General features: G+C 41.7%; 2 protein-coding genes. Both read left to right on the top strand.

Annotated features, from left to right (window positions below):
* On the top strand, nt 1-930 hold a 930-nt coding region (locus IQ228_RS24565; protein ID WP_228044065.1), incomplete at its 5' end, for a formylglycine-generating enzyme family protein.
* 250 nt (nt 931-1,180) lie between these two features.
* On the top strand, nt 1,181-2,020 hold the full coding sequence (locus IQ228_RS24560; protein WP_193964774.1) for a formylglycine-generating enzyme family protein: 840 nt from the start codon (nt 1,181-1,183) through the stop codon (nt 2,018-2,020).
* The last annotated feature ends 588 nt before the right edge of the window (nt 2,021-2,608 follow it).

Raw genomic sequence — 2,608 nt, 5'->3', positions numbered from 1 at the left:
CTTTTACCTCCATTATCCGAATTTACATTTAAAGTTAAAACTATTTCTATTTTACCAACCTTTGATTTTGAAGTTGCCACTATAGAACTGAAAAAACCACGCTTTAATATAGGAAAGTCCCAATTAAACATTAAACGTCAACCACAACAAGCAGATTATTGGCCGGAAAAATTAGGTGATAATCTCACCTTAGAAATGGTATCAATTCCTGGAGGCACTTTTATCATGGGTTCTCCACCAGAGGAATTGGAACGCATGGACAGAGAAAGTCCCCAACATTCTGTCACAGTCCAACCCTTCTTTATGGGTAAATATCAAGTCACCCAAGCACAATGGCGATTTGTAGCACAGTTACCCCAAGTGAACCGTGAACTAAAATCAGACCCATCTAATTTTAAAGGTGCAAATCGCCCTGTAGAGTCTGTTTCTTGGGAAGATGCGGTTGAGTTTTGCGATCGCCTTTCACAATATACAGGTAGAACCTACCGTCTCCCCAGTGAAGCAGAATGGGAATATGCCTGTCGAGCGGGAACTACCAGGCCATTTCACTTTGGAGAAACAATTACAGCAGATTTGGCTAACTATAATGGTAACTATACTTATGGTCAAGGACCCAAAGGAGTTTATAGAGAAGAAACAACAGAAGTAGGGAGTTTTGGAGTAGCTAATAACTTTGGATTATACGATATGCACGGTAATGTATGGGAGTGGTGTCAAGATGATTGGCATAATAACTATGAAGGTGCGCCAACAGATGGTAGCGTATGGCTAGATAATGAAGAGAGTAGTAATAGAAAGCTGCTGCGCGGTGGTTCGTGGTACGGCCATCCTGAGAATTGCCGTTCTGCTTCTCGCCACTACCACGGCCTCGATCTCGACAGCGACGATATTGGTTTTCGGGTTGTATGTAGTGGTGCGGCGAGGACTTAGTAGCACTATGCGCTTTTGCCCTCTTGCTCTTTTCTTGTCTTATCCCTCTCGCATAGCGAGAAAATTTTTTTGTCAGAATCAGGATATCCACCGATTAAAGGATGAAACCAGGGATTTTATATTGTCAGCTTGCGACGTATAACTAACAACCGGAATTTTAGTCGGTTTCAACCGACTTCAGCTATGAGACAGAGAATTTATTCTCTGGCGTTGTTGATGCTAATAAATAAATGAAAGCAGGTGATAAAAAATGCCAAAAATTATTATTCATGAGTATGAAAGAACAGCACAGTATTTTATTGAAGATTTAGGTAATGGTATTCAATTAGAAATGGTGATGATTCCTGGGGGCAGTTTTATGATGGGTTCACCGGAAACAGAGGAAGGTAGCAATGATGATGAACGTCCTCAGCACCAAGTCACCATCAAAGCCTTTTGTCTGGGTAAATATCAAGTTACACAAGCACAATGGAAGGCTGTAGCTGCATTTCCACAAGTAAACCGTGAACTAAAACCAGATCCATCTAGATTTAAAGGTGATAATCGTCCTGTAGAGTCTGTTTCTTGGGAAGATGCGGTTGAGTTTTGCGATCGCCTTTCAAGGCATACTAAAAGACAATATCGTTTACCCAGTGAAGCTGAATGGGAATATGCCTGTCGAGCCGGAACTACCACACCATTCCACTTTGGAGAGACGATAACAACGAATTTGGCTAACTATAATGGTGAATTCACGTATGGCGATGGAGTTGAAGGAGTTTACAGAAAAGAAACAACAGAAGTAGGCAGTTTTGGAGTGGCTAATAACTTTGGATTATACGATATGCACGGGAATGTATGGGAGTGGTGTTTGGATGACTGGCATGATGATTATGAAGAAGCACCAAAAGATGGTAGTGCTTGGTTTAATAGCGACGATAAACTAAGTGACAAGCCAAGACGCACTGTACTGCGGGGCGGATCTTGGTTCACTCTTCCTCTTCGCTGCCGTTCCGCGTCCCGCAATGGCAACAATGGGGGCAATCGCGACACCCCCGACGTTATTATTGGTTTTCGTGTTGTTTGCGCTGTTGGGAGGATTCTTCAGTAGCCCTTTATACTTTTCCTCTTTTGCCCTTTGTACCCCACATTCCGCAGGTGTTTTTTGAATTTTCGGAATTATCCATAACCCAATGATAACAAGGCTTTCAGACAATGACACGCAATTCTATATTAGGGCGATGCCTTCGGCGCGGCGTAGCCATCGCAGATCTATCTAAAGCTAGAATCAAGCTTATTGAGAATAATGTCAATAAATCAGTTGGGTTGAGATTAAATTTATTGAATACCTCCATAAATAGCAAAAAGCATGAAGTGGTTATTATGACTGGGTTTTAGCTTTTTTATGAAATTCTTTTTTTGACAAAATAACCTGCTGGGAAAAATATTTTGAGTATATTTACTCATGCTGAATGTGGGAACAACCGGAATTTTAGTCGGTTTCAACCGACTTCAGCTATGAGACAGAGAATTCATTCTCTGGCGTTGTTGATACTAACGATACTAACTTCCATTCTCTGGCGTTGTTGATACTAACTTCTTGGTTTATTTTGTCAATAAATTTACAGCAAATTGTCATCAAACCCGGAACAAGAACCCCACCCCCAACCCCCTCCCCGCAAGCGATGAGGGGGCTAAG

The sequence above is a fragment of the Dolichospermum sp. LEGE 00246 genome (genome assembly GCF_015207865.1).
Classification (GTDB): domain Bacteria; phylum Cyanobacteriota; class Cyanobacteriia; order Cyanobacteriales; family Nostocaceae; genus Dolichospermum; species Dolichospermum heterosporum.
The sequence above is the reverse complement of the archived record's forward strand: the minus strand, read 5'-3'. Positions and strand labels throughout refer to the sequence as shown.

Bases quoted from the DNA above. Each gene is read 5' to 3' on its own strand.
- IQ228_RS24560 (WP_193964774.1), top strand. From the start codon at position 1,181: ATGCCAAAAATTATTATTCATGAGTATGAAAGAACAGCACAGTATTTT.